The sequence below is a fragment of the Rothia sp. P6271 genome (genome assembly GCF_048512995.1).
Taxonomy (GTDB): Bacteria; Actinomycetota; Actinomycetes; order Actinomycetales; family Micrococcaceae; genus Rothia.
Window position 1 is genome coordinate 28,091 of the sequence record NZ_JBLXXV010000001.1, and the last position, 26,969, is coordinate 55,059.

Annotated in this window: 21 protein-coding genes and 1 tRNA gene; 6 read left to right on the forward strand and 16 right to left on the reverse strand. The window is 46.8% G+C overall.

Annotated features, from left to right (window positions below):
• Positions 1–85 precede the first annotated feature (85 nt).
• The 9 genes from hpf to ACN08X_RS00175 all read right to left on the reverse strand — a co-directional run bounded on the left by hpf (position 86) and on the right by ACN08X_RS00175 (position 10,062).
• Entirely contained in the window at positions 86–730 is a 645-nt protein-coding gene (gene hpf, locus ACN08X_RS00135) for a ribosome hibernation-promoting factor, HPF/YfiA family (protein WP_419105494.1), read from the reverse strand.
• Between the two features lie 206 nt (positions 731–936).
• Positions 937–1,707 (reverse strand): ComF family protein, encoded by a 771-nt coding sequence (locus tag ACN08X_RS00140; RefSeq protein WP_419105495.1) that lies wholly within the window; start codon positions 1,705–1,707, stop codon positions 937–939.
• 113 nt (positions 1,708–1,820) lie between these two features.
• A complete protein-coding gene (locus ACN08X_RS00145) occupies positions 1,821–3,443 on the reverse strand; it encodes an LpqB family beta-propeller domain-containing protein (RefSeq protein ID WP_419107566.1) in 1,623 nt (540 codons plus the stop codon).
• Positions 3,444–3,545: 102 nt separating this feature from the next.
• The gene (gene mtrB, locus ACN08X_RS00150; protein ID WP_419107567.1) at positions 3,546–5,255 is read right to left on the reverse strand and encodes an MtrAB system histidine kinase MtrB; all 1,710 of its coding nucleotides are present in this window, start codon (positions 5,253–5,255) and stop codon (positions 3,546–3,548) included.
• Between the two features lie 8 nt (positions 5,256–5,263).
• Positions 5,264–5,953 (reverse strand): MtrAB system response regulator MtrA, encoded by a 690-nt coding sequence (mtrA, locus tag ACN08X_RS00155; RefSeq protein WP_419101546.1) that lies wholly within the window; start codon positions 5,951–5,953, stop codon positions 5,264–5,266.
• 79 nt (positions 5,954–6,032) lie between these two features.
• Positions 6,033–7,061: a hypothetical protein gene (locus ACN08X_RS00160; RefSeq protein WP_419105498.1), complete on the reverse strand. Its 1,029-nt coding sequence runs from the start codon at positions 7,059–7,061 to the stop codon at positions 6,033–6,035.
• Positions 7,062–7,126: 65 nt separating this feature from the next.
• Positions 7,127–7,501 carry a chorismate mutase gene (locus ACN08X_RS00165; RefSeq protein WP_419107568.1) on the reverse strand — a complete coding sequence of 125 codons (375 nt, stop codon included), beginning with the start codon at positions 7,499–7,501 and terminating at the stop codon, positions 7,127–7,129.
• A gap of 48 nt (positions 7,502–7,549) precedes the next feature.
• Positions 7,550–8,752: a tRNA 2-thiouridine(34) synthase MnmA gene (gene mnmA, locus ACN08X_RS00170; protein WP_419103534.1), complete on the reverse strand. Its 1,203-nt coding sequence runs from the start codon at positions 8,750–8,752 to the stop codon at positions 7,550–7,552.
• 74 nt (positions 8,753–8,826) lie between these two features.
• The gene (locus ACN08X_RS00175; RefSeq protein WP_419101551.1) at positions 8,827–10,062 is read right to left on the reverse strand and encodes a cysteine desulfurase family protein; all 1,236 of its coding nucleotides are present in this window, start codon (positions 10,060–10,062) and stop codon (positions 8,827–8,829) included.
• A gap of 151 nt (positions 10,063–10,213) precedes the next feature.
• Between ACN08X_RS00175 and ACN08X_RS00180 the strand changes: the two genes are divergently transcribed.
• On the forward strand, positions 10,214–10,681 hold the full coding sequence (locus ACN08X_RS00180) for a tRNA (cytidine(34)-2'-O)-methyltransferase (RefSeq protein ID WP_419101552.1): 468 nt from the start codon (positions 10,214–10,216) through the stop codon (positions 10,679–10,681).
• A gap of 101 nt (positions 10,682–10,782) precedes the next feature.
• On the opposite strand, the gene ACN08X_RS00185 is transcribed toward ACN08X_RS00180, so the two are convergent.
• On the reverse strand, positions 10,783–12,225 hold the full coding sequence (locus ACN08X_RS00185) for a S1C family serine protease (protein WP_419107569.1): 1,443 nt from the start codon (positions 12,223–12,225) through the stop codon (positions 10,783–10,785).
• Between the two features lie 280 nt (positions 12,226–12,505).
• On the opposite strand from ACN08X_RS00185, the gene ACN08X_RS00190 reads away from it, so the two are divergent.
• Both ACN08X_RS00190 and ACN08X_RS00195 read left to right on the forward strand, forming a co-directional pair.
• A complete protein-coding gene (locus ACN08X_RS00190; RefSeq protein WP_419107570.1) occupies positions 12,506–14,455 on the forward strand; it encodes a TPM domain-containing protein in 1,950 nt (649 codons plus the stop codon).
• Positions 14,456–14,587: 132 nt separating this feature from the next.
• The gene (locus tag ACN08X_RS00195; RefSeq protein ID WP_419103539.1) at positions 14,588–15,304 is read left to right on the forward strand and encodes a PspA/IM30 family protein; all 717 of its coding nucleotides are present in this window, start codon (positions 14,588–14,590) and stop codon (positions 15,302–15,304) included.
• An 86-nt stretch (positions 15,305–15,390) separates the two neighbouring features.
• Here the strand turns inward: ACN08X_RS00195 and udk are convergent, their stop codons facing one another.
• Genes udk through ACN08X_RS00210 form a run of 3 tightly spaced genes read right to left on the reverse strand, consistent with a single transcriptional unit; the run spans position 15,391 to position 18,004 of the window.
• On the reverse strand, positions 15,391–16,098 hold the full coding sequence (gene udk, locus ACN08X_RS00200; RefSeq protein ID WP_419107772.1) for a uridine kinase: 708 nt from the start codon (positions 16,096–16,098) through the stop codon (positions 15,391–15,393).
• 11 nt (positions 16,099–16,109) lie between these two features.
• Positions 16,110–17,225, reverse strand: coding sequence for an N-acetylglucosamine-6-phosphate deacetylase (gene nagA / locus ACN08X_RS00205; protein WP_419107571.1), 1,116 nt, complete (start codon positions 17,223–17,225; stop codon positions 16,110–16,112).
• Between the two features lie 11 nt (positions 17,226–17,236).
• Positions 17,237–18,004, reverse strand: coding sequence for a GntR family transcriptional regulator (locus ACN08X_RS00210; protein ID WP_419105504.1), 768 nt, complete (start codon positions 18,002–18,004; stop codon positions 17,237–17,239).
• 72 nt (positions 18,005–18,076) lie between these two features.
• Here ACN08X_RS00210 and nagB point away from each other — a divergent pair, with 72 nt between their 5' ends.
• Complete coding sequence (gene nagB, locus ACN08X_RS00215) at positions 18,077–18,868, forward strand: glucosamine-6-phosphate deaminase (RefSeq protein ID WP_419107572.1); 792 nt, start codon at positions 18,077–18,079, stop codon at positions 18,866–18,868.
• Positions 18,869–19,020: 152 nt separating this feature from the next.
• Here the strand turns inward: nagB and ACN08X_RS00220 are convergent.
• Positions 19,021–19,097, reverse strand: a tRNA-Met gene (locus tag ACN08X_RS00220).
• A 177-nt stretch (positions 19,098–19,274) separates the two neighbouring features.
• Positions 19,275–22,289 (reverse strand): UPF0182 family protein, encoded by a 3,015-nt coding sequence (locus ACN08X_RS00225; protein ID WP_419107573.1) that lies wholly within the window; start codon positions 22,287–22,289, stop codon positions 19,275–19,277.
• A 239-nt stretch (positions 22,290–22,528) separates the two neighbouring features.
• Here ACN08X_RS00225 and ACN08X_RS00230 point away from each other — a divergent pair, with 239 nt between their 5' ends.
• Complete coding sequence (locus ACN08X_RS00230) at positions 22,529–24,133, forward strand: helicase HerA-like domain-containing protein (RefSeq protein ID WP_419107574.1); 1,605 nt, start codon at positions 22,529–22,531, stop codon at positions 24,131–24,133.
• A gap of 105 nt (positions 24,134–24,238) precedes the next feature.
• Here ACN08X_RS00230 and ACN08X_RS00235 read toward each other — a convergent pair whose 3' ends face one another.
• Positions 24,239–25,342 carry a PDZ domain-containing protein gene (locus tag ACN08X_RS00235; protein ID WP_419101562.1) on the reverse strand — a complete coding sequence of 368 codons (1,104 nt, stop codon included), beginning with the start codon at positions 25,340–25,342 and terminating at the stop codon, positions 24,239–24,241.
• A gap of 212 nt (positions 25,343–25,554) precedes the next feature.
• Between ACN08X_RS00235 and ACN08X_RS00240 the strand changes: the two genes are divergently transcribed.
• Positions 25,555–26,964, forward strand: a complete 1,410-nt coding sequence (locus ACN08X_RS00240) for a zinc-dependent metalloprotease (protein ID WP_419107575.1) — start codon at positions 25,555–25,557, stop codon at positions 26,962–26,964.
• Positions 26,965–26,969 lie beyond the last annotated feature (5 nt).

The following is a 26,969-nucleotide window of genomic DNA, read 5'->3' on the forward strand; positions in this document are numbered from 1 at the left end:
TGGTGCTGTTTCAGCTAAGCTAAAGCACCTGAGCAAAATCCCGAGGCACTTTAAACACTACTTTGATAAAGACTAAATAAGAATCTTACTCAGCATCATTCTCTAAAGAAATAACGCCGTATGTCCATCCTTTACGACGGTACACAGCAGATGGTGCACCCGTTTCTTTATCCAAATAGACGAAGAAGTCATGTCCGACAAGTTCCATATGATCCACAGCCTCTTCTGCTGTTAAATGTGTGGCAGGGAAACTTTTACGTCGAATTTCTACGGGTGAAGAGACTTCATCTTCCAAAGAATATTCTGTAGAAAACGCAATTTCTTCGACCGGCACATCATCTAAATGTATCTCAGAGACAGCAACCTGCTCCGTCACAACAGGGAGAGATCCGGTTGCTTCAGAAACTGAGATAGGACGTTTTGTTCCTGATTTGCTAGGTTTCCGTCGATCTCGTGCTCGCCGTAAACGTTCAAGGAGTTTTCCATAAGTGTCGTCAAAGACCGCGAATTTATCTTCTCCAGTAGCTTCTGCGCGAAGAACAGGGCCTTTGCCGATAACAGTAATTTCTGTACCAATAATTTCTGGGCCAGAATGCCCCTCTTTAGTGAATTTTATTTCGATGGTGCTAACACGGTCACCTAGTTGCTCAAACTTTGCAACTTTATCTTCAACATGTTCACGCAGACGCTCAGTAATTTTAACGTTTCGTCCGATGATGTTAATTTCCACAATTCCCTCCAGTATATTTGGGGGCGTGTACTTAGCTGCGACTCCATCCGAAGAGGAGCTAAGCCGAGGAATTCGTCTTTGATTCCCTATAACTACCCTAGTTCAAAACATGTCTTGTGTCACGCAAAATATTCTTTCAGTTAAGAATAAATACACTACCCACAGGTAACATTCACCGTTCTTTCACCCAAAGACATGCCCTAGCGCTACCCATCGTAAGCGGAAGACTCACACCGATACGGGACGTAAGCGAGCGTCGCTGCTCCAATCACCTTGCCACCAGCTGCAGAGACAACACGGTGCCCCTCTGCCAACGTCGCACCCGTCGTCAACACATCATCGAGCAAAATACAGTACACACCACGAACGTCATAATAAGCACCCATAAAAAATAACGGGGGCAAAGCTAAACGCATAGAATGGGCTAAACGTTGATGACGCTGAGCACTTGTCAAAAGTTTCTGCCCAGCCTCGTATTTTCTGCCCCATCGCCTTTTCTTCGCCAAAAGACAATACGATGTACAAGATACACCAGTGTATTCCCCCATCAACTGGCAAACACGGTCTGCCAATAGTTGAGCAGGGACATAGCCACGTCTTCGTGTTGCATTTTGCTCAGACGGCATCGGGATAAGAACTACATGTTTAATATCTTCAGCCTGTTGAAGGCAGCTCATCACAGCACGCACCAGCCCCGTAGCAAAAGTATCAAGAAGATCAGTACGTGAACCGTTCTTATATGCCAAAATACTTCGAGCTAACTCATGTTCATAGACCCCAGCAGAATATATTGGACACCCGACGCCATCAGCCCTAGAGCAATGAACATGCACAAGTGAATGACGGACGCAAAAATCACAATGAGAGCATAAAGCTCGAGCAACAGCCTTCGCCCCATATGCCCCACAGCTCGCACAGACTCGAGGACGTATCAGCTCAAGAACATCCTCCCAGAGAACACGTATATAAAAACCCATAGAAAATAGCACACCATCAGTATCTCCCGATAGCGTTCACCATATCCTAGGACATCCGTACATCTGTGGATAAGACGGCGAATCATCCTTACACCGTGATGACCGTCTAAACGTTATCCCGAATAACTGACATCATGCAGTGGAATGTCGATACGAGACCAGCCACGGTCAACCAAGGTGTAAATACGCCCGTCCTTCGTCTGCGCGATAATCTGATTATTCCCTGCTCCAGAAGCAATAAGGGACAAACTATCTAAGCGTTCAACAGAAGTAATCTCTCCCGACAAATAAATAATCTCAGACTTTCCGGAAACCTCGTCTGCCGCAATGAGGCTCTGGTCACTCGTCCACGAAACATCAGTAGTATCAAGGGTTGTCCCTAAACGGACAGGAGAGGTCAGCTCAAGTGGTTGATGGTCTGAACTACGGTGAATACCAGAGACCCACACATACGTTTCGCCGTCAAGAGTTGCAACAACCGCCGCACGCGCACCATCACGAGAGACACGAACAGATTTAACGTCGTATCCTTCTAACCATGGAGAACGAACATCAACCTGCTTTTTCTCCTGCGAATTCACGTACGAAACAGCACGCAATCGGCCTGTAGAATCAGCACTCCACAACCACTGGAATTGGTCAAAAGATGGATGGGTTAACCCAACACCATCAAACATATGGGTAACTTTCTGATCAGAGACCCAAAATAGTGACTGTTGCGAAGAATCCAAAAACGCAAAGTTCTTGCGAGTGTAATCCATTGCTAAGTCTCGAGGACTAGCTAACCCAACATCAACAATTTTTTGTTGATCTGCATCATTGAAAATTTCGCTACGAGTCACCAGCTGGTTCCCATCAAGAGCAACAATGTTACCCGATACACTGGGGTTAACTTGCGGGGCAACATAGTTATCAAGAGAGCCAGCTTTCACCTCTTGGTCGTCAAACGTCAATTTGACGGAGTCAATACCACCTAATAACGACAAGGTTTGTGTCAGCTGAGAATTAATCCGTTCAATATCTAACTGTGAAATATCCGCGTCTAGTCCATCTCCATGTAAGCTCACTTGAGCGACAGTCTGCTCAACCGGAACAGAATTGCGAGTTAGTGTTGTGCCCGCAGGAATAGCGCTGCTGACAGCACCCTCAAGGTACGGTGCAGCACCCTCAAGAAGAACCTTCGTAATAGAGGTAACAACCGTCGGGCGATCAGCAAACCAACGAATATCAGGTACAGCATAGGTATAGGTGGGATCATAAAAATACAGGGTATATGTTGCAAAAACCTGAATAAAATCATGATGATTCATCACAGTTCCTTGCGGAGCCTGAGCAATACGCCACTGACCGTTGACTTGCACCACTTTAAACTTAAGCTCTTCTGGAGAGACTTCCGCATAAGATGTTGCAATTCCCCGCCGGTCAATAGAAGTTGCGACAGGAACCGTCACAGAATATTCATCGCCATGGTGGACGTCATTGCCTGCAGTATCTGGGCTTATATCTAATGTTGTAGAATCTCGATATACCAAAGTACGTTCATCAGGTATCCACGAATTAGAGAACTCTTCCGTCAGATACTCACGAGCCACCTGATAATCATCTTTCGCACCAGCACCAGCACGCAAAAAGCCTTGAATAATCTCCGTGGGACTTGCCCCGTCCTGAGGAGGATCAAGCACGATACTGCTCCGAGTGTCGGTATTTGTACTTTGAGAATCTGCATAGTGATTCACAGAGCCACTTTGTGGAATACTTGCACAGCCACTTACGCCAACAAGAAAGCATAAGCCCAAACCAAGATAACGAACCTTGGTAGAAGAATATATTTTTTTCATCTAACTTTCACCATGCTGGTTCTTATCATCAGCGTCAAAAACATCGGGATCGGTAGAAGTCGGAACGTCAATATCTAGATACTCATCGGGAGGAAGAGGATCCCCTGATAACCGTACGGGAGATTTTCTCATAGGTTCTCCTTGACGGAGAGGTAAAGTCATACGGAAACAGGCGCCTTCTGCCGGACGTCCCCAACATTCTAAAGTGCCACCGTGCAAACGCACATCCTCAGCAGCAATAGAAAGCCCCAAACCAGTACCGCCAAGAGTGCGTTTACGTGAAGGGTCTGCACGCCAAAAACGATTGAAAACCTGTGTTACGTGTTCTTCGCTAAGACCTACACCGTGGTCACGAACAGCAACACCTAGTGCCGTCTCAGAGGTTGCAATATATACGTCAATCGGCTGGCCTTCGCTATGTTCCACAGCATTAAACAACAAGTTTCTTAACACTCGTTCAATACGGCGGTGATCTATCTCTACAGGTATATCACTATTATCATGATGAACCCTTAGCTCAGTGCCAGTACGTTGCAGGTGAGGTTCTACCGAAAGAAGAACCTCCTCAAGTACTGCCATGAATTGTACAGGCACCGCATCCAACGTCGCAGATCCAGCATCAAAACGAGAAATTTCTAGAAGGTCGGCAAGCAGAGCATCAAAACGGTCTACTTGGTGATAAAGCAATTCGGTAGGACGACGATATGCTGCACCAAACTCATCACGACCGTCATAAAGCATCTCTGCTGCCATACGAACCGTAGTCAAAGGCGTACGCAGCTCATGAGAAACATCCGATACAAAACGTTGCTGCATCGTAGAAAGTGTTTCGAGACGAGAAATCTGATTTTCAAGGCTATCAGCCATGCGGTTAAAAGAATTACCTAAACGAGCAGTTTCGTTATGCCCTCGAACGATGACACGCTGCCCCAAATCGCCAGATGCAAGCTTTTCAGCGGTGATAGCAGTAGAAGAAATAGGACGAATCACAGAACGCGTAATATACCAAACAATAGTGACAACGATAAGCAACAAGATAAAAAAGGCTACCCATACCACAAGGTTGATATATTGCAGTGTGGTCTGCGAAGAGGAAAGATCATAGACCAGATACAAACCATATGCAGGATTTTGAGGGATACGGATACTCGTTCCCACAAAGATGACCGGCTGTCGGTGACCATCAATATTAAGACTTGCAGATTGCCAATAAATACCTTCGTTGCGACTTATCGTATCTCGTAATTCTGCAGGAATATCAGAAGTGCTAATCGTGTCATGCTGGCTCTGCTCAGAGATAAACCCTTGAGCAGATGTTCCTTTGTTCGGGGCAAGAACCCATTGTTTCTCAGACTCTTCTCCCCCAGCTTCGAGCACAGTCAAGAACCTCAACACGTTACGGTGGATCTCAGATCGTCCGGTAGCATCGGAGCTGTCAAGAAGCGATTGCACATTTGAAAAGCCAGCCGCCGAGTCTTGTAGCGCTTGGTCTACTCTACCTCTAAATAACGAGTTCGCTATCTGCGAGGAGAGGAAAGAGCCAACAAAAATGAAGGTCACAATCAACAACACAATAGCGGCAGCAATTGCACGAAATTGCAAAGACTGATGCCACCGTAAACGAAAACGTCTCAGCGGGCGTGTCCACCGTGCAAAACTGCGGTACTGGCTGATGGTCGTGGGAGGGGCCTGAGGAAAATGTTTAGCCACAACAATGCCTAACGGCGCGTCCTATCGGATACTGCTTTGTATCCTACGCCACGAACAGTTAAAACAATCTTAGGGTTTTCAGGGTCTTCTTCAATCTTTGAGCGTAGACGCTGAATATGGACGTTAACGAGGCGAGAATCTACTGTTTTCTCATAACCCCATACGTTACCTAATAGTGTTTCGCGGGTCAGAACCTGCCCCGGTTGCTGTGCAAGGTTAGCAAGAAGCTCAAATTCTAGGGGTGTTAAAGGAATCAACTCACTATCACGAGAAACGGTATGGCCAGCTAAGTCGATAGTTAGACCGCCTACGCGAAGTGGCTCGTTGCTATGCTCTTCACGCGGACGCAGGCGAGCACGGATGCGCGCTAAAAGTTCTGCAGGTTTAAAGGGTTTGGCAATATAGTCGTCGGCACCGGCTTCTAACCCGCGTACAACGTCTTCGGTGTCGCTTTTAGCGGTAAGCATGATGATAGGAACATCTGATTCTTCACGGATTCTAGAACATACCTCGATACCGCTCATCCCTGGAAGCATCAGGTCTAATAGAATTAAGTCTGGCTGGTTGATGTTAAAAGCGTCCCAAGCTTTATCTCCAGCTTCGCAAAAGACGGTTTCATAACCTTCTTGTGCTAGGACGATACCAACCATTTCGGCGAGAGCTTCGTCATCATCAACGATGAGAATTGTAGAGTTCATTTTTCTCCCATAGGGTCACGGTGTCTTCCCTAGTCTATCGTGTTCTTCTTACGAGGTGGGACATCATCATGGAACATTCTTATGAGTCTTGAGCTATCTCGCTCAGTGCCTGAGCTGTTTGAACGAGTTCTTTAAACATTCCGGTAGCATCGTCAACGCTCATGAGGTGAAGAGTTGCATTATCGTAAAGTGTTACCTGTGATAGGTAGTGAGCCGGCAGTCCGATAGTACGCCAGCTTTTCCAGAGATGGTATGCATGAGGTGGGACGTCAAAGCTCATGTTATTTCCGGTGACTGCTAACCAGAGTTCTTTTCCTCGTTCGGCGTGAGGAGCAATTTTTTCCCAATCGTGTTGTGTGTAACCGGTGGTATCAAACCATAGCGCGTCAGGTATTGAATCTATTGTATGCAGAGTCTGTATATCGCATCCGGTGATAGCGAGTGAAATGGAACGTTGCTGTAAGTGTTTTTGGACGATGCTATAGGTTTCTTGAAGTTCTTGTTCCGGTAGGTGACGAATGGTTCGATACCCACTTGCGGTAGGGATATTACCTGTCAATGCTGCATTAAGATACGGCTCTTCAAGTTGAAGGTAAAGGTGTTGAGAGCCAGTTGCTGTATCGATGGTATCAATCCAGTTAAAAAGTCCGTTAAGGAAGGAGTCTCGGATATCTCGACGGGCTCCATAGTCGCTGATGGCTCGTTCCCCATTAGGCAAGTAGAGGGATACGGCAAGGGAAACAGGGCCCATCAATTGTAGTTTGAGGTTCTCTCCTCGGTCTTCTTCTTGTCCGATAATGTCAGCTAGTAGGTTGATATCCGAACGGAATGTGGAGCGGGCAAGTTGGCTTTCTCGAGAAGTACCATTGCTTAGCTTCCACCCGTAGGATACCCCTTCTGCGTGGAGTTCATCGAGAGTGGCGATAGTTCTGGCAAGTGTAGTTGCAGCGTATCCACGTTGTGGCAGTTCCGGAAGAAAGGGCAGGTGGGGGTCTCCAAGTTCTCCGCGAACGCGGAAGATACTGTCAAGTAAGTTTTCTCCGCTGAGAGTTCCGGTTGCGCTGGCGCGTACCCTAATAGGTGCTTCAGTGATGGTTTGTATTTTCACGATGTTGAATGTTGTGAGGTTTTTATCCCCATGATCTTGGTGATAGCAGTTTTGATGTCTGGTAGTTAGGGTGTTCCGTTATTTTCTTGCGCGATTTGTTCGTGGTGCCGGATCACCTCTGAAATGATGAAATTTAGAAATTTTTCTGCAAATTCTGGGTCTAAATCAGATAGTTCCGCAAGAGAACGCAAACGTTTAATTTGAGCAGCTTCTCGGGCAGGATCTCCAGCTGGTAGCTGGTGTTTAGCTTTGAGATGTCCGACTCGTTGTGTCGCTCTAAAACGTTCTGCCAAGATATGCATCAGTGCAGCGTCAAGATTATCGATAATTTTCCGGATGCTGTAAAGCTCTTCAAGGACTTCTGGCTGAACCTGTCCTCTTAACGATGATGCACGCTGGTCGAATTCTTTATGTGCTTGGATGTCTTGTGCGTCAGGCATGTTTTTACCTTTGGTGAGTTGTTGTACGCTGTTATGTGATGACTATTTTTATGAAGCGTTAATATCTTCTCTTTCCGTGGAATATGCACGGTTGATAGTGGCTTGTCCAAGAACACGAGTTCCTTGGTACATCACCATAGTCTGTCCGGGCGCTACTCCGCGCAACCCCTCATTCAGGTGCACGACGGTTTCTAACCGTAATGAAGTTTTTTCTGTGTCTGTGGTGTTTTCATCGTCAAGAACCCACTGCATATATGCGGTTGAGGCAACAGGATCAGCGTGGGCACGTACTTGGGTTGTGACTTCAAAGCTATCGCTTCGAGCGTTCAGTTCGGGTGTTTTGTTAAGAAATTCTTGTACGCAATCAATGGGTAGCCCTGCCCAAGTGGTTCTAATACCACGGATACGATCAATAGCGAGTAAGTCTTTCGAACCGACGATGACTTCATTCGTTTTGGGGCGAATTTCTAGTACGAAACGAGGTTTTCCGTCGGGTGCTGGACGTCCGATAGCAAGTCCTTTACGTTGCCCTACAGTATAGGCTTGAGCTCCAGGGTGCTGGCCTAAAACGTTCCCTTGAGTATCTTTGATGTTACCTTCGCTCATCTGGATATGGTCTTCAAGCCATGCGCGAGTATCACCTTCAGGAATGAAGCAGATATCGTAAGAATCTGGTTTTTTAGCGACGGAGAATCCTCGTCGTGCAGCTTCTGCACGGACTTCATCTTTAGACGGTGTGTCTGCGAGGGGGAACCATGCGTGTTTGAGTTGTTCGTGAGTAAGTACGCCCAAAACATAGGATTGGTCTTTTGCCCAGGTTGCAGCACGGTGCAATTCTCGATTTCCGTTTTCGTCGCTAATGACTTTTGCGTAGTGCCCGGTAACAACGGCATCAAAGCCTAACGCCACCGCTTTTTCGAGGAGTGCAGCGAATTTAATTTTTTCGTTGCAACGCATGCAAGGGTTAGGTGTGCGTCCGGCTTCGTATTCGGAGATAAAATCGTCAACGACGTCTTCTTTAAATCGTTCAGAGAAGTCCCATACGTAGAAGGGGATACCTAGCTGGTCGCAGACTCTACGTGCGTCCATGGAGTCTTCGATAGTGCAGCATCCGCGGCTTCCGGTTCTAAGGGTTCCGGGCATGCGTGATAGTGCGAGGTGGACGCCGACAACGTCGTGCCCGGCTTCTACCGCGCGTGCAGCGGCAACGGCAGAGTCAACACCGCCGCTCATTGCAGCCAAGATTTTCATAAAGATATTTTTCCTTCGTATTGCTGTGTGTGAATGCTCTGAACGTATAAGACAGTCTTCAACTTACCAAATTGCTAATGCCAGATGTGTTCATTCGGTACGTGCGCCGCTAAACCAGCTTTATGGGCTTGTTCATAAGCTCCGGGCAACGCTTCCATGAGGGCCTCAATGTCTTCGCTAGTGCTGGTATGTCCGAGGGTAAAACGTTGTGCGCCACGTGCGTGTTCTTCATCAACTCCCATGGCAAGTAGCACGTGGGAAGGACGCGGCACTCCAGCATTACAGGCAGAGCCAGTAGAAGATTCTATACCGGCCATATCGAGGAGGAAGAGCAAAGAATCTCCTTCGCAGCCGTCAAAGGTGAAATGTACGTTATGTGGTAGCCGGCGGGTGGCGCCTTCTTGTTCCAGTTCTTCAATTGATTCGGGTTCTGCCCCGCGTAGTGTTGCGTTGGGTATCTCATGGCGGATACGTTCAATGAGAGTGTTCCGGAGTGTCCCAAGGCGCACCATTTCTTCAGCGAGGTGTTGGGTGACTTCTTGAGCAGCTACACCAAATCCGGCAATGCTTGCGGTATCTAGTGTTCCTGAGCGGACGGCTCGTTCTTGTCCCCCACCGTGGAGGACTGGCGTTAGTGCGGTAGTTCGGGTAGCAATCAGTGCGCCGATACCTTGAGGTGCACCCATTTTATGTCCAGATATTGCCATGCTGTTTGCCCCTATCTGGCGGAAGTTGATGGGGATAGCTCCGAAGGCTTGTACTGCGTCGGTGTGAAACGGAATATTGTAGGTGTCACTGAGTTCTGCAATTTCGCGGATTGGTTGTATGGTACCAACTTCGTTGTTCGCCCACATGACGGTGATGAGAGCCGTATTTTCGGGGTCTTCTTCGATGAGAGCTTTGAGTGCTTTCATGTCAATAAGGCCGTGTGAGTCTACGGGTATCCAGCATAGTTGCGCTTGTTCATGCGCTTCGAGCCATTCTGCTGATTCGCTCACAGCATGATGTTCTATGGAGCTGATGAGGATACGCCGGCATTGGGGGTTTATGTGAGTTCTTTTACGGTAGATACCTTTAATGGCGAGGTTGTCGGCTTCAGTTCCGCCTGCGGTAAAGATTACTTCTGCACTATCGCAGCCTACAGCTTGGGCGATACGTTCGCGGGCTTGTTCTACAACCGCACGTGCTCTGCGTCCTGCAGAGTGTAAGGCTGAAGCGTTTCCGCTGTATTTTAGGTGTTCTGTTACTTCGTCAATTACGGATGCTAGTGGTTGTGTGGTTGCCGCATGATCAAGGTATGTACGTTTCATGAGAACAGGTCCTTTGGTTTATCTAGCGGTATTTGGCCTCCACTATTTTACGCTTATCATCCTAGACGAGCACATGAAATGTTTCACCTTCTCTGTGGCGGGTCAATGCTGATGATGACAAAGGCGATGAGGGAAGGCATACACTAGAGGTGTGTTTAATATTCTTTTCTATACTCCTGAGATTCCGGGTAACACTGGAAATGTTATTCGTTTAGCGGCTATTACGGGGGCAAAGTTACATCTTGTGGAACCTTTAGGGTTCAACTTTGATGATGCGCATTTGCGTCGTGCTGGTTTGGATTATCATGATCTTGCGGTTGTTCAAGTACATCAAAATATTGAGCAAGCGTGGGAAGAGCTTAAGCCTGAACGTGTTTTTGCTTTTACGACGACGGCGCAGAAGAATTTTGCGCAGGTGTCGTATCATCCCGGCGATGTTCTTTTATTTGGCCCTGAATCTGTTGGTCTTCCTGAGCATGTTCAGAACGCCCCGCAAATCACGGAGAGGGTTCGTATTCCGATGTTAGAAGGACGTCGTTCGCTAAATCTTGCAAATTCTGCATCTATTGCAGTATATGAAGCATGGCGTCAGAATGACTTCTCAGGGGCACTACTTTAAGTTGTATCTTCACGCAAGATAAACGAGTTTTTATTAGGAGGGACAGCAGGATGACCTGCTGTCCCTCCTATTTTTATGTATTTTTCGTTAAGGTATTGGTGTTATTTTTTCCGTGCGTCTGCGGCGTTGCCGAGAGTGATTTCTTTTTCTTCAGATGAGCCGTTGCGGATAATGGTTGCTTTGACGGTCTGCCCTGCGGCTGCTTCTCTGACGCTGGCGGTCAGTTCTGTGGAGTCGGTAATACGATGCCCGTTAAACATAGTAACAACGTCACCCTTTTGCAGACCCGCTTTTGCCGCTGCGCTATTGGGAACAACTTCTTCAATATGAGCACCGTCACCAAACATCTCGCTTTGGTCGTTATCGGCTGGTGAGGTAGAGACGTTAGCTCCAAGGAATCCGTGAGTTGCTACGCCGTCTTTGATAATTTCTTGAGCAATACGGTGAGCGTAGTTAATGGGGATAGAGAATCCAACGCCGATGTTGCCTCCTGAGCTTGATGAGGAGGGTCCTGATTGCGCTGAGGCAATGGCAACGTTGATACCAATGACTTCGCCTTTGGTGTTGACGAGTGCACCACCAGAGTTCCCGGGGTTAATGGCAGCATCTGTTTGAAGAACGTTCAAAGAGATAGTTTTCTTTGGTGCAGGTACTCCGTCCATATCTTGTCCGGGAATTTGGAATTGGAAAGGGAGGTCTTGGTTTCCGAGGTTGGGGCGTTGGCGTTCTTCTTGGGCTGTTTCTTCGGGCGCTTCTGATGAGGCTACCTGAATGGTTCGGGATAGGGTTGAGATAATTCCGTCGGTTACGGTGTTTTGTAATCCTAGTGGCGCACCAATTGCGATGGTTGTTTCTCCAACGTTAAGCTTTTGGGAGTTTCCTAGGGTTGCTGGCGTGAGGTTTAGTCCGTTGGGGTCTATTTTGATAACAGCAAGGTCACTGGTGGGGTCTGTTCCGACAACAGTTGCTCCAACGGTGTGTCCATTTGATAGTTGGACTTCGACTGTCGGGTTGTTAACTTTTCCATCAAGGGTCACAACGTGCGTGTTGGTTAGGATGTGACCTTCTCCATCGAGGATGATTCCGGAGCCAGAACCGGTAGCTCCTGGTGCAACAACACCAATGGTAACGACTGATGGCATCGCTTTTTCGACAGCGGCAGTAATGGCGTTAACGGAATCTGTGTTATTGACGATGGTCGTTCCGGCATTGGTGGTGGTGATAGTTGATGAGGTCTTTTGCGAGAGAGCCACAACGCCTGCTCCCACTCCTCCTCCGATGAGTGAGGCGATGAGTGCAGCACCGAGGAGTACGCCACCTGCATATTTTTTAGGTGTTTTTGACTGCTCCTCGAAGTAGGGAGCGTTATAGGAAGTGTAGTAAGGTGAGTCAGTTTGGTATGCGCCGGCATAGCCGTTTTGATTCGCCGCAGCGTTGTTCTGGGTTTGTTGGTTTTGTGATGAGGGATTTGCGGAGGTGTAGGGGTTCTGTTGGTATCCGGAGTTGTGGGGATTATGTTGCTGGTTCCAAGGTTCTTGTGACATATTGCTGTTCTTCTTTCTTATCTCAAAGTTATCTGTCGATACCGTCAGTTTATGCCTGTTCAAATATCTACTATTTTTACGTATCTTTACTATCTATCATTTATCTGAAGTTTTATTGAACTTACTCTGGTTATTTTCTGGGAGCTTCTTAGAAGTTTTCCTAGTTCCCTTTCTACGCTCAAGACGAATTATTTGCTGATGCTCTACCAAAGAAAAAATAACGATTTAGAATGAGCATAAGATTCTTCATTACCGTCAGATAAGGGGCACAGAGGAAGACATGGCAAAAAATCGCATTTTTCTCAGGACACTTCTCACAAGTTCCGTGGTATTTCTGGCATCTGTTCAGGTACCTGCATTCGCAGAAGAACCCATGAAAATCCCCGCCGACACTCGAATCATTGATGAAGCTCACCTCGTATCTCAGCGTCAGGGACTCTCCGAAGAAATTGAACAATTCTCTCAAAAAGAGAATATGAATTTTTACCTTGTTTTAGTCAAAGATTTTGAACACCCACACCAAGCTCAAGCATGGGTCAAGGAACTAGCACAACTCAATAATATGGGAGCTAATGACGTTGTTCTAGCGGTCGCCACCGATTCACGTCAAGCCTATTTCCAAGCAGGTAGTTCGCAAGTTCTCTCCGAAGAGCAACTTCAAGATATCTACCAGAATAAGGTATTTCCTTACCTCAAAAAATCTGACTATCAGCAGGCTGCTATCGCCGCAATGACAGCCATCGAACAGGCCAGAAAAGGTTCAGACGGTTCACTAGGAACCTTCGGTATGCTCGGTGGTCTGGCAGTATTAGGAGTCGGCGGTGCCGCATACTATGCTTCTCGAAAGAACTCTCGAAAATTACGTAGAGTCCCAGCCTCCTCATATGAAAGACGTACCTCTTCTACCCCGCTACCGCAGTTACGTGCCAACGCCGATTCCCTTCTCTTACAGGCCGATAACTCTATAGCTGAGGCAGAACAAGAACTCGAGTTTGCGCGCATGCAATATGGGGATTCTGCGGTTCACAGCTTCGTCGAAAGAATCTCTACCGCAAAAGATAGTCTTCAAAAAGCTTTCCAATTACAACGGCAGCTTGACGACGATATTCCCGATACCGAAGAAGACCAACGTCAGTGGCTCGAAGATATTATTTCTCGTTGCCAAGACATTATTACTCAGCTCCATCAAGAATTACGTAGCATTAGCCAGCTACGACAAATCGCTCGTAACGCTCCAGAACTCATTGCCACGTTACAGAAGTCTTCTCAAAGTCTTAGCACCCAAGGACCCAAGGCATTAGCAGTGATAGAGCAGCTACAGAACCACTACACAGCATCTGCTTTAGAGCAGGCAACCGATAACTATCAACAAGCTGTAGAGCGTTTAGAGTTCGGTCGTCGTAGCCTAAAAATTGCTGAGGAGAAAGTCTCCGAGCAACAACACAATCAAGCTTCAGCCGACATCCACGCAACCCAAGAAGCATTCTCTCAAGCACAAAAATTGCTTGAGTCAGTCATGGCATCGCCCGAACAGTTAAGACAAGCGCAGCGCTCTGTCGAAGACGCACTGCTTCTAGCAGAACGAGATATTGCCGAAGCACAAAGTTTTGCTCAGCACCAAGACCGTGCACACATGGCGAGCGCAGCGGCTGGTCTTCAAAGTGTTGTTCAGCAGATTCGTGCGCATCTTCAGAACCAACAGATTGATCCTTTAGCAATGTTGAGTCGTTTAGAGAATGCACGTACTCATCTTGATGATTCTCTCAAAGAGATTAGAGAATTTCAGGAGCAGACGCAACGTGCCCGTGAGAGTCTCAAACACACTCTCTTCTCTGCCCAGACACAGGTTCATAGTGCTTCTGAATTTGTACGAGCACGTCGCGGTGGTGTCAAAACGCCGGCGCGCACTGCCTTACAAGAGGCACAACGTTATCTTCAACAGGCTCAACAGTTACAGCATCAAGACCCTGTTAGCGCACTAGAACATGCGCAGCAGGCAATTCGTTTAGCAACAGAGGCAAAAGACCGTTCCTCGCAGGATGTTCAACGTTTCGGGCAGCAACAGCATGGGGATTATCCTTCTGCAATGTTGGGCGGAATCCTCTTAGGAACATTGCTCAACGGTGGAGGTTCTTCTTCTGGTAATACGAGTTTTGGTGGAGGTTTTGATAGTGGTTTTGACGGTGGCTTTGGTGGTTTCGATGGACCTGGTACTGGCGGAAATTTCTAAAGTTAATTTTTGATAAACCCTATGATTTTTAGGTGTTTTCTCGGTATCTTATGAAGAAACACTGACACAATATAGTTATTGTCTCCTTGTGGAGGCTCGATAATACTAGGAAACTTTTGAGGAAGTGACCCAATGGTAAAACAATCTATTTTTAGCCGTATCGCACAGTTAGCAAAAGCAAATATTAATGCTTTGCTAGATGCTGCAGAAGATCCCCAGAAGATGCTTGATCAGATGGTGCGTGACTATTCCGCTAATATCACCGAAGCAGAGCAAGCAGTAGCGCAGACCATTGGTAATCTTCGCCTCCTTGAAGAAGACTATGCTTCTGATGAGCGTGAAGCGCAAGAATGGGGAGATAAGGCGCTCTCTGCTTCACGTACAGCAGACCAATTCCGTGCTTCTGGGGATACTGCTAATGCAGATAAGTTCGATAATCTTGCAAAAGTCGCTCTTGGCCGTCAGATGAGCCTTGAGCAAGAGATGGCCGTTGCTAAACCGCAGATTGAGTCTCAGACTCAAGCTGTAGCACAGCTCAAAGACGGTCTAGCAAAGATGCAAGAGAAGCTACGTGAGCTTTCTGCGAAGCGTGATGAGCTTGTTGCTCGTCAAAAGAATGCGGCAGCTCAAGCTCAGGTTCATGATTCGTTGAAGTCCTTTGACATTATGAATCCTCAGTCAGAGCTTTCACGTTTTGAAGAGAAAGTTCGTCGTGAAGAAGCGCGTGTTCGTGGTGCGCAAGAACTAGCAGCTTCTTCTGTTGATGCCCAGTTTAATGAGTTAGAAGAACTCGGCAAACAAAGTGAGTTAGAGGCACGTCTAGCAGCTCTTAAGAACAAGAATTCTTAAATTATCGTATCTCTCAGATAATGCTGGGGTGCGGAGAAAACTCTTCGGGTTTCTCCGCACCCCAGCATTTTTCTGTGGAGAACGTTTTATGGTTGGGAAATAGCTAGTTGGTTCTGCACCCGATGAATGAGCATTTCTAAAGCGACGAGGTTGCTGCCCCCTTCTGGGACGATAATGTCAGCTTGCCGTTTTGAAGGCTCCACATAGAGCTCGTGCATAGGCTTTACTGTGGTGAGATATTGTTGTTCTACCGATTCGATAGTTCTTTGACGTTCAAGAACATCTCGACGCATACGACGAAGAATACGAACATCTGCATCAGTATCAACAAAAATCTTAATATCGCAACGTGAGCAAATCCGTTCTTCAGCGAAAATCAGAATACCTTCAATGATGATAATAGGTCGGGTATTGACAGACATCGTCTGATCTGAACGATTATGTACCGTGTAATCGTATACTGGAGTTTCGATGTCTTGCCCGTTGAGTAGTTCATCAAGGTGCTCAATGAGCAGATCGTTATCGAAAGCTTCAGGGGCATCATAGTTGAGTTGGCAACGTTCTTCGTAGCTGAGCTCGTCGTGACGTTTGTAGTAGTTATCGTGGTATATCACGGCAACTTGACCTTCGAAGGATTCTACGAGAGCGTTCGTCAACGTAGTCTTTCCTGAGCCGGTTCCTCCGGCAATTCCTATTACAAGCGGTTTCATGAACGTCCCTAGGGTTTCCTCGTCTGTGTATTCCTCGTATATTGTTTCATGTTTTTTATGTACTCGTGCAAGTTCTTGAACAATATCCGAAGGTCTTAGACAAACGAACGTACAAGGTGCAACTCCTCATCCAGCAAGAGCAGACCATAATCGTCAGAAATTCCCAGGGCTTGAGCAGGTATGGTGGTTGCTGAAGAGAGTACTTGTTCTAAAGGAATACCAAAGGAGTACGCGGTGCGAGTTGCTCGTCCAAGAGTGAGAGTACTTCCCGCAATAGCACCATTAGAATCTAGCCGTGCTACAGAGTCTTTAACGGTCACGTCGAGGCTTCCTAGTTTATAGTTTCCATCGCAACAACCAGCAGCTGCCATAGCGTCGGTAATCAGTGCGACACGTTCAGAGGCTTGAGAAAAAAGCATTCTGACCATCGGTGCGTATACGTGGGTGCCGTCAACAATGACTTCACATGTAACATCTGGGGTGTCTAAAGCGGCGGCGATAGGTCCGGGCGCCCGGTGATGCAAAGGGCTCATAGCGTTAAAAGTGTGGGTGAGCAGTGTCGCTCCTGCGTCGAAAGCAGCTTTAGCTTGTTCATAATTAGCGTCAGTGTGGCCAACAGCAACGCGAACACCATGTCGTACAAAAGTTTTTGTGGCAGCTAAATCTCGGTCAGTTTCAGGAGCTAAAGTGACTTGTTTAATATAGCCTTGACCAGCTTCAATCAGCTGTTCTGCAAGTTCTGGTGTTGGTGCAGTGAGATAGTCTTCACGGTGTGCGCCTTTATGTAGGGGTGAGAGGAAGGGGCCTTCAAGGTGAATTCCGACAAGTGCTGCATGCTCTTGTGTTGGTTGAGCATATTCTTGGCAGCGTTGGGCTAGTGCGGCAACGGTATCGCACATGTCAGGAACTTGGTTCGTTACCAACGATGCAATAACACGTAGTGTGCCTTGTTCTCGATGCGTTTTTAATGCAGTATGGCATTCTTCGGGATCTTCGAAGGCTACTCCCCCGCCACCATGGCAATGAATATCGGTGTATCCGCGAGTTAGGATGTTTCCGGTACCATCGAGTATTTCGTGTTCTTCTTTTAGCTGAGGATGTTCTCCTACACCTTGGGAGGTGATTTTTCCGTTTTCAATAATGGCCCATCCTGTGGAGAGTTTTTGGTCTTGTGGGGAGAAAATTTGGGTTGAATGAATCAGTGTTTTCATGGTGTGTGTCCTTAAACGTTGTCTCGGTTAATTCGCATTTCGTAATCATATCGGTCGGCACGGTAGAGAGTCTGTGTGGATTCTACTGCGATGCCTCGTTCGGTGTATCCGATACGTTCTACTTTGAGCGTAGCAATGCCAAAGGGCTGTTCTAGAGCAAGTGCTTCTTCTGCGTTAAGGTTGGTTGCGCTGATTCTTTGGTGAGCGCTCACAATACGATAGCCCGTGCGTTGTAATTGTTCATCGAGGGAGGCATGAACTTGGGGTTGTTGTCCGGCGAAGGCTTCAACCAGGAAGTAGGCTCTCTCATAGGCCATAGGCACTCCATCAGCAGTCCGAAGACGAATGATTTCGTAGACCTCTTCTCCTACTGAAATGTTCAAGTTGCGAGCGGTTGTTGCCGATGCTGGCACAATGCTACAGCTTTCGGTGGTTGAGGCTGGTACATGTCCTCGAGCTGTCATATCTTCGGTGAAAGAGGTGAGATGTGGTTTTTTAGTAATTCTTTGGCATTCTGCGATATATGTTCCGGAGCCTTGGACATTATAAATGAGCCCACGAACGGATAGCGAGTAGAGCGCTCTTCGGATGGTATCGCGCGAGACGCTAAAAATAGTTTGTAGCTCTCGTTCTGTAGGTAGCGTGTCATGTGGTTTGCCCTCGAGAACGTAACGCTGTTCAATAATTCGAGCTAACGAACGATATTTAGGTTCAGCGGGTAAGCTATTAGCGCCCTGCCGACGCGAATTGGTCTGCTTATTAGTCGTTTTGGTTCGCACATTTTCTAGTTTATATGAAAAAAAGACTTTATTGGTTCATACAAATAATCATTTGTGGTTTATGCTGTACTTATGGAAATCATCATTCTCTCTACAGCACAAGAAGTTGGTACGTACAGCGCAGAAATCATGGCAGATGCTGTACGCCATAATCCACAAGCTGTATGGGGGGTCGCCACAGGTTCTTCCCCCATTAAAACCTATGAGCATCTAGCAGAATTGGTGCGCGACGGACTTGATGTAAGCGCAGTTAATGCTTTCGCCTTGGACGAATATGTCGAGATTCCAGAAGGACACCCAGAGTCATACCGAGCTGTTATCACCCGCGAAATCGTTGAAAGAATTGGTCTTAAAGCTCAGAACGTGCACGTTCTCAACGGACAAGCACAAGATGTCCAAGCAGAATGCCTCGAATACGAACAACGCATTAAAGATGCTGGTGGAGTTGATGTTCAGCTTCTAGGTATTGGCGCTAACGGTCATATCGGATTCAATGAGCCAGGTTCTTCGCTTGTCTCACGCACTCGCATTAAGACGCTGGCTCCTCGCACGCGAGAAGATAATGCACGTTTCTTCGACAACGATATCAATCAGGTTCCTATACATTGCCTCACACAAGGCATCGGAACGATTATGGAATCTCAAAAAATTGTTCTCGTAGCTCAAGGGCAAAGTAAGGCACACGCCATCGCTCAGATGGTGGAAGGACCTATTGGAACGTACTGTCCTGCTTCGATTCTTCAAATGCACCCTGACGTCACCATCGTTATTGATGAAGATGCAGCTAGCGAACTAACGTACACCGAGTATTACCGTTACGCTCAGCAAGAGAAACCTGAGTGGCAAAAACCTCGATACGATTAATAATTTCATCACCGCATCTATAGTTGAGGGGTGCTACCTATTGGCAGGTAGCACCCCTCAACTATTATTTACTATCAGTTATGAAATCTCATAAGAAGAGATAAAAAAATCGTCTCAACTTGAGATTTATCAAGTTGAGACGATTTTTCACTTGGTTGCGGGGACAGGATTTGAACCTGCGACCTCCGGGTTATGAGCCCGGCGAGCTACCGAACTGCTCCACCCCGCGGCGACTCATATAACTATACACACCTTGTCGATTGAACGCAAACCTAAAATGCTTTTTGTGAGAGAGGATACACTCAGGGGCTGGTTGTTAACTCTCGTTCAAAGAACAACAACCAACCCCTGAGCAAAACAATGTCACAACCTTATAGAATGATTCAACGCTGTTTCAAAACGCCTGTTAGCTATCAGTGGGTTTATCAGCAGATTGCTCCACTTCTACCCCATCAGCTTTCAACGCGTCTTTAATTGCTTGGTCAAGCTTCTTCTGAGCTTCACCATATGCAGACCAATCACCTTTTTGTCGTGCAGCATCAGAATCTTTAAGTGCCTGATTTGCACGTTGAAGAGCATCCGCTAAAGTTTTTGACTCGCCGGATGAGCTTCCCTCTGCTGTGTCGGAATCAACTTTCGAAGGATCCACCCCAGCGTCCGCAGCAGTCTGGGCGCCAGAAGATCCATCAAAGAGTTCATTCAACGCTTCATCGAGAGTAGGAGCGAATCCTACCTTCTCGCCGAAACCTACCAACACACGACGCAAGGTCGGATACGCCGCATCCCCAGAAGACTCCACATAAACTGGCTGAACATATAAGATACCGTCACCCACAGGTAGAGTCAGCAAGTTGCCGTTGATAACGGATGAAGCACCCTGCCGTAGCAGATTCAGCTCAGTTGATACTTCAGTATCAGAGTTAAACACGTTCTGCGCCTGACCAGGACCAGGAACAACAGAAGAACGAGGTAACTCCAGAAGAGTGAGCTTACCGTATTCTTCACTCTTCACACCATCTTTTCCAGTTCCGGCATCACCGTTGGCAGCAAGGAACCCATACATCACGTTACGGGTATTAGAGTCCGACTGCTGAGGGATGAAGCTACTGGTAAGAGAGAAAGAAGCATCCTTTTCACCAGGCATCTGCAAAGACAGATAGTACGGAGGCAATGGACGAGCAGCTTTAACTGTTGGGTCGTTAGGAATAGACCATACGTCGTCTTCGGCGTAGAAGCTACCAGCATTCGTCACGTGATATTTATTGAGAATTTCACGCTGAACTTTAAACAGATCCTGGGGATAACGCATATGAGACATCAAATCTGCACTCATCTCGCGATAAGGCTTGACTGTCTGAGGGAACACTCCCTGCCATGCTTTAAGTACTGGGTCTTGGTCATCCCACGCATATAAGGTAACAGAACCATCGTAGGCGTTGACTGTAGCTTTTACGGAGTTACGGATGTAATTCACTTTCTTCTGAGGTAAAGCTGCAGTAGCACCAGATTCTGTCTCAGAGTCAGTGGTGGCTCGTTGCAGCTCTTCTGCCTGAGAATACGGGTACTGGTCGCTTGTCGTATACGCATCAATGACCCATAGCACCTGATTGTTAACAATCACAGGATAAGGGTTTCCATCCACCGTCAAATACGGTGCAACCTTTTTAACACGTTCAGTCGGTTTACGGTCATAGAGAATCTGAGATTCGGGGCGAATAGCATCCGACAGCAAAATATCAGAGGACTGATATTTAATTGCATAGGATAAACGGTTAAAGAAGTTACCGATATTAGGTCCGCCATGACCACTAAAAGTGTATTTAGCGTCTGCGTTTCCAGAATCATCTGAACTTTGTGGGCGGTCTAGTTCCAAAGGCTCATCATTTTGAGAACCGCCAACGATGGAATATTCAGGAGAGCTCATACCAAAGTAGATACGTGGCTCATAAGTATCGCTAATTTCACCTTGCGCTTGGATACCGCCCTGCATAAATTTGGGCTTTCCATCAGCTTCTACTTGGTTACCGTATGCAGCGATTACCCCATACCCGTGGGTATACACCACATGACGGTTAATCCACGAAGAACCTTCAGTTTGACGAGGGTTCAGCTCACGTGCAGCAAGTACAGTGTCTTGCACTTTTCCATCAATCGTATATCGGTCTACAGAAAGCGTTGGCTCAAAACGGTAGTACGGGCGGAACTGCTGCAACTGAGCAAAAGCACTAGAAACAACGTTAGGATCCAGAAGACGGATATTAGAAACTGTTGCAGATTCCCCTGTAAGTGCACCAGCATTTGTTGCAGTGGTTGCGTCATAGCTTTCAACTTTGATGTTGTCTAAACCGTATGCAGCCCGTGTTGCATCAATATTGCGCTGGATATAAGGAGTTTCAGATGCTTGTTCGTTAGGGCGTACCTGAAAACGCTGAATAATGGTGGGATATAAGTTGCCTGCAAGTAACGAAGCAATCACCAAAACGGCGGTTCCTACAAGAGGAATACGCCAACGTTGAGTAACAACAGTAATGGCAAAAAGTACCGCAACAAGCAATGTTGCAATCGCGAGGATACCTTTCACAGGGATGATGGCATTGACGTCAGTGAACATCGCACCCACCCATTTTCCGCTAGTGGTTTGGGTCGAGATATAACGTTCTAACCAGATTTTTGCCCCGCGTAACAGAAGGTACAAGCAGGCAATAACGGCAGCGTGAATGCGGAAAGCTTTGGTTGTTTCGATGCCTTTATCGAGAACTTTAATACCACCGTAGAAGTAGTGTACGGCTCCTCCAGCAATGGCAGAGAAAATCACGATAGTGCTCAAGAAGTCGATGAGTAATTTCCAAAAAGGAAGAGAAAAGACAAAGAAACCGAGGTCTTTACCAAATTCTGGGTCTTTTTGAGAGAATCCGACCCCGTTAAAGAACAGTGCGATGGTGTCCCATTGTGCACTCATTCCGCTACCAACGAGGATAGCTCCAACGAGGGGAACAACAATGAGAATCAGTTTTCGTAGACGCTCAACGGAGTCACGATAACGCCCCATGCTTTGTTCCCATAAATCTTGGATCTCAGCGAAGGGGTCTGGGCTGTTTCCAGAGTTTTCTGCTGTGGGGCGTGGTCTTTGAGGACGTGGCATTTTAGGTGGTTCACCGTGCGAGAAAGCATAGAACATGCTTGCCCACAAGCAAACTCCTGCGATGAGGGCAGCTACACCGAAAACAGCTATCTTATAAACGTTTTCGGTGATGAACACCCCAAGATAACCAAGCTGGTTATACCACAGTACGTCCGTATAGATTTGGGTTCCTGCAACGAATAGGGCAATGAGAACAGCAATAATGGTTGCTGTTATAACAAATGTGCTATTGCTACGTTGTGCAGGACGGGATTTTTGAGAGGTAGGTCCGGTACTCACATCTTCCTCGATGATGGTTGCGTCGCGAATTCAGTTCGCCGGTCGTAAGAGCTGTCCCTGTTATGAGCAGAAGACAAGCCCAAAGGTATGTATCTATTGTGCCAAATAACAAGGGCCTTTGGTACGAGAACATCCCGTGATGACAGGTTTTACATCCAACCTGAAAATACTCTGAGTAGATTATGTTACAGCTGAATAGATGTGTTATATATGGCGGTTAATCCCGTTATACTAAAGCCATGTCTAATGATGCACAACAACTTGAAGCAATTAAAAATGGGTATTCCTTTGACGGGAAAACTATCCCCTTAGGCGTAGCAACCTGTGACGGCGTGGCCGATCCAGAAGCAAAAGTCTCACTCCCCCTATCTATGATGAACCGCCACGGTCTTGTTGCCGGCGCCACAGGTACCGGAAAAACTAAGACTTTGCAGGTTCTTGCAGAGCAACTCAGCGCACAGGGTGTGCCAGTATTCCTTGCTGACATGAAAGGTGACCTCTCTGGTCTAGCGGCGCCGGGAGAAAATAGTGAAAAGTTAGCTGCCCGTTCTGCATCCCTGGGCCAACAATGGGAAGCAAAATCATTCCCTACAGAATTCTTCACACTCGGTGGCGAAGGTGTTGGTGTCCCTATCCGAGCCACGGTTGAGTCTTTTGGCCCAATTCTGCTTTCACGTGTGATGGATCTTAACTCCACGCAAGAATCTGCTCTGCAACTAATCTTCCATTACGCAGACCAAAAAAATCTAGAATTATATAACCTTGCTGACCTTCGTGCAGTGATTCAGTTCCTTTCCTCCCCCGAAGGTAAAGCAGAGCTATCTGGTATCGGTGGTATTTCCAGTGCAACAGCTGGCGTCATTCTTCGTGAATTAGTCACACTAGAAGCTGAAGGAATGGAAAAATTCTTTGGTGAACCAGAATTCGAGCCCCAAGAGTTCCTACGCACGGCACCAGACGGACGAGGCGTCATTAGTATCTTAGAATTAGCAAATGTACAGGCTAATCCTAAACTATTCTCGACCTTCTTAATGTGGCTTCTTGCAGACCTCTTCTCAGAGTTGCCTGAAGTTGGCGATGTAGAGAAACCCAAACTTGTTTTCTTCCTTGATGAAGCACATCTGCTGTTCAACGGTGCCTCTAAAGCGTTCAAAGAAGCTATTACGCAAACGGTTCGACTCATTCGTTCTAAAGGTGTAGGTCTCTTCTTCATTACTCAAACACCTAAAGATATCCCCGCAGAAGTACTAGGTCAGTTAGCCAACCGTGTTCAACATGCTCTACGTGCGTTCACTCCAGATGATCAAAAAGCGTTGACTGCTACCGCACGAACCTTCCCAAAGTCTGCCTACGATATGGAAGAAGCATTAACCAGCGCAGGTATTGGCGAAGCCTTGGTCACGGTCATGAGCGAAAAAGGCGCGCCCTCACCGGTTGCAAAGACTAAGATTTTTGCACCAGAATCGCTCATGGCTCCTGCCCCCGAAGCTATCAGTTCAGTAGTTGCGGCAAGCTCATTGAACGACCGTTATGCGACAGTCGTGGATTCTTATTCTGCATACGAAAAACTTACAGAGACTCAGCAGAAGCAGGAAGAGCAAACGCTCAATACAGAACAGCAAAAAGAAGCTGAACGTTTAGCCAAAGAACAAGAAAAACTCGAAAAAGAACGAGCTAAAGAAGCTGAACGTATTGCGAGAGAAGAAGAACGTGAACGTCAAAAACGTAACGATGCAGCAATGCGTATCGGCACTAATATCGTCTCTACTCTAGGCCGTGAGCTGGTACGTTCTATCTTTGGAACCAAACGTTCTTCACGCCGTCGCGGTGGAGGATTCTTCTAAACCGCTAGATGCTTCTGAGAAGAGTTCTACATAAATAATAGGTGGTGTGCTCCAACATTATTGTTAGAGCACACCACCTATTATTTAACGACAATGGCTAAAATCTTATGAATCGGTACATTGTCTAAAACTATCTGCAGGTTTTCCCGCCGCGATGCCTTCTACTGCATGTACTGCTTCATCTAGAGTTGATACAGCAACAACAGATAGACCGTCAGGGATATGACCAATTACTTCACCACAATTTTTTTCGGGTGCGATAAACGTTGTTGCTCCACTCTGACGAGCACCTACCATCTTTTGTGCGATACCGCCAATTTCTCCAACATGACCTTGAGCGTCGATTGTTCCGGTACCAGCAAAATGTTTTCCACCGGTCAGATTCTTTTCGGTTAGTTCGTCAATAATTCCTAAAGCAAACATCATACCGGCGCTAGGCCCGCCAACTTCTTCTAACCCATAATTCACTTTAAAAGGGAATTCATAAGTTGCACCAAGAAATAACCCCAGAATATATTTTTGATTTTTTTCGTCATAGCTAGGTTTAAGAGAAAGGTGTTCTTCTTTCCCTTCTCTTTCGATAACAGCATCAAGAGTCTTATCACCTGTTCTCGACAAAATCTCAGCAATCTGCTCATAATGCTCAATCTTCTGACCATTTAAAGAGATGAGAACATCACCAGGTTTGATAAGGTCGCTATTGGGATTATCTTTAGTCAGTCGAGCTACCGTCATCTTTTCTTTAAACGGCTTCCCTAAATATTTGAGTGCTGCAGCCTGCGCAACCTCTTGAGAATTTGCCATATCAACAGTATTTTGTTCAGTCACTTCTTCACGAGTGAGCGTATGAGGATAGACCAAGTCACTAGGGAGAACTAAAGTATCTGGCATCAGCCACGTCGATAATACATGTACTGCAGAAATATCAGTGTTAGGTCCACCAGCAACAGACACAGTTGTCATATCTAGAGCACCCGTTACAGGGTATGTTTTTTCGCCCTCGATACTGATAAGTTGTTGATCTTTATATGAACCAATAGTGTTAAACGTGGGTCCAGGCTCTTCCGTCACAAAATTGACAGGAACCCATAGACCCAAGAAAGCAAGTCCAATCGTGGAGAACGCACATAGATTCTGAACAGAATCACGGCGTGACCTCTTATGAGAAGAAAAAGAAGCGAAGGAAAACATTTTTTCTCGGAACTGCATTGTTCTAGAGTACCTGTATTCTTCCTACCAACAGTGATATGACGCAAAGATTCGCTGATTCTCAGCAGAGAGTCAGTTGTCTTTGAGTTAGCATAGAATTATGTCTCGCTTTGATATCTAACCCCCTAAAACATCGCACCACCGACATTCCTTAGGTAACGTAGTATGCAATAGAGATTGAACCCGTACTAACTCATTTTTGGGAGATGATGATGACTTCAAACAATAACCCGTGGGGAATGCCATCTGACGACGGCTCTAACCCTTTTGAAGAGTTCTTCAAAAAACTCTCAGAAAATGGTTTTCCAGGAGCACAAGGCAACCCAGCAGAATGGCCCCTTGACCCTGAACAGATGAAAAATATGGGGATTCCCATCGACCCCGCACAAATTGCGGCAGTCTTCTCAGGACTCACATCAATGTCTGCTAATACCTCAGCAGATGAACCCGTCAACTGGGAACTTGCAAGAAGCCATGCTCATCAAACACTCGCTCAAGGTGAAGACCCACAAATCACCTCGGCTCAAAAATCTGCGGTCGCAGACGCTATTCAGCTCGCTCAACTATGGGTCAACCCCGCAACCGCTTTTAGCCCTACAGGGTACCCCACAGAATCATGGTCTAAAGCTGACTACGTCAATAACACTTTTGACATTTTTCAAGAAATTGCTGGCCCTATCGCCACCAGCCTTTCTGAAGCAATGAACCAATCGATGTCGGAGCAACTTCCTGAAGAAATCAAACATCTTCTCGGCGGACAAACGAACATTCTCTCTGGTGTTGGTGGCATGATGTTCGGCATCCAAGCTGGACAAGCCATCGGCAGACTTGCTCAAGAAGTCGTATCCTCAACAGATGTTGGTCTGCCCATGGCAGAAGGACGTTCAGCATTACTTCCTTCTGCTATTAAAGACTTTGGCGATGGGTTAGAAATTCCACCGCAAGAAGTCATGATTTATCTTGCTGTGCGCGAGGTTGCACTCACCAGATTGTATAAAGCAGCCACGTGGCTTCGCGAAGATATCGTCGCTTTGATTAAACGCTATGCTCGCGGTATCCATGTTGATATTGAACGCATGCAACAAGAAGCAGAGCAGATTGACATCATGGATCAAGAAGCCTTACAAATTGCGTTCTCAAGCAATATCTTCACCCCTCAAAATACGGAAGACCAAAAACTTGCTCTAGAACGTTTAGAAATACTCTTAGCGCTGGTCGAGGGTTGGGTTACCATCGTCGCAGAAGATGCCACGAAGAACCTTCCGATGTCTTCTCAGCTAGCTGAGGTCATGAACCGTCGCCATGCAGTAGGTGGGCCAACAGAACACATTTTTGCTGCCCTCCTTGGATTAGAGTTACATCCACGTAAAAATAGAGAAGCCGCACAATTTTGGCGTCACTATACCCAAGAACACGGGATGGAAGCACGCGACCAACTATGGGAAGCACCCGAGATGCTCCCCACCTTAGAAGAGCTAGATAACCCAGAAGCATACGCATCTCGTACGGCATTAGTTACCGCCAGCGAAGATGAGTTTGATGCTGCTTTAGAGAAGCTACTTTCTGGAGGGTACGACCAGCCAGAAGATACCTCTGAAGATGACGATAAGCCACAAGCCTAGCCGGT